This window comes from Streptomyces sparsus, from assembly GCF_054776295.1.
On sequence record NZ_BAAHCA010001130.1, the window covers coordinates 1 to 1,404 of the forward strand.

Annotated in this window: 1 protein-coding gene, 1 tRNA gene and 1 pseudogene; 2 read left to right on the forward strand and 1 reads right to left on the reverse strand. The window is 72.5% G+C overall.

Annotated features, from left to right (window positions below):
* Positions 1–554 (reverse strand): annotated as a pseudogene (locus tag ACYVE9_RS26875) (hypothetical protein); the annotation flags it as partial.
* A gap of 115 nt (positions 555–669) precedes the next feature.
* Here ACYVE9_RS26875 and ACYVE9_RS26880 point away from each other — a divergent pair.
* Positions 670–741: transfer RNA gene (locus ACYVE9_RS26880), tRNA-Val, on the forward strand.
* A 117-nt stretch (positions 742–858) separates the two neighbouring features.
* Entirely contained in the window at positions 859–1,212 is a 354-nt protein-coding gene (locus ACYVE9_RS26885; RefSeq protein ID WP_461030497.1) for a hypothetical protein, read from the forward strand.
* Positions 1,213–1,404: the final 192 nt, after the last annotated feature.

Genomic DNA, 1,404 nt, shown 5'->3' on the forward strand with positions numbered 1-1,404 from the left:
GTGAGTTCCGGGCCGAGCGCGGCCAGTCGCGCCGCCAGATCGTCGGCCTGCAGGCCCGCGGCACGCACCGCGTCGAGGGCCTGCGTGGCGGCCAGCAGCGACTGCCTGCCCCGCTCCACCGCGGGAGCCAGCTGCGCGAGCTGCGTCTCCGCCTTCTCCAGCAGACCGCCCAGGCTGTGACCGAAGCGCTCGAGGTCCGTCCTGGCCTGTTCCAGCTGCCCCTTGACCCGGTTGAAGTCGTCGAGCGCCCGGGCCGCCGCCGCAGCGTCCAGACCCTCCCGGTCGAGGTCGTGGGTGTCGACGACGCCGATGTACTCGTGGCTCACGGCGTCGATGCGTCGTCCGAACTCGGCGAAGTCAGCCACCGCCTTGCGGCCCTGCGGCGAGTTGTCGACCGCGGTGATCGCCTCGATGGAGATCCGCAGGTCGCGCTGGGCGGTGTCCAGTTCGTAGAAGGCCGCGGCGGCGGCGTCCTTGGCGACCTGCGCGTCGGCCCGCACGCTCTCCGCGCGCCCTGCCCCCCAGCCCCACCGCCGCGTTCCGCCCCCGCTCATCGAAGCCACGCAATCCTCTTTCGTGTGCCGCCGCCAGTGGATCGAGGTCCATTGTCCCATCCGGGCCGACCGAACACACCGGGCCGTTGCGGTACGCTGACGTGGCATTCGCCCGGGGCGCATAGCTCAGCGGTAGAGCGCTTCCCTTACAAGGAAGATGTCACAGGTTCGATCCCTGTTGCGCCCACGTCTTCACCGGCGGACGAGCCGGTCATGAGGGCCGTCCACGCGTCAGCGCGGACGGCCTTCGGTCGTTTCCGGAAGGTCGTATCCCGGAAGACCGTTTCCCGGAAAGGCGTGGACTGTGCGGACCCGGAAGCTCGTGCTCGATCTCTACGCGGACGACGAGGGCACGGCCTGGGTCCGGGGCCTGGTCGGCGGCGTCGTGCGCGCCCGGGGCGGCCGCGTGGTGCGGTGGGAGGAACAGCCGGTACCGCTTCCCGGTGGTGTCGCTGACGAGGTGGACGGCATGCTGGCGGAGCAGTGGGCATGGGAGCACCCGGGGCAGGACCCGGGCGGCAGGCGAACGGTCCGGCTTCGCGTCGGGTTCAGGAGTTCGCTGCGGGTGGGGCGGGCGGTGCGCGGCACGGTGCTCAGGCTGTTGTGCCCGGAGGGCGACGAGCCGCACGTGTGCCGGGTCCCCTGGAGGGCCGGGTGACCCGCGGGGCCGCCGAACCTCACCGCGCTGCGGTCGGGTGTGCCCGCCGGGCCGTCGCCACGGCCTCCGCGTACGCGTCGAGCGCCGGTCGGGGCGGGCGCCCCAACAGCTGCGGCAGGTCGCTGCGCACGCTTTCGCCGTCCAGGAAGCCGTGGGCGATCGCCGAGTACGTGCCCACCAGCATCGGTACCT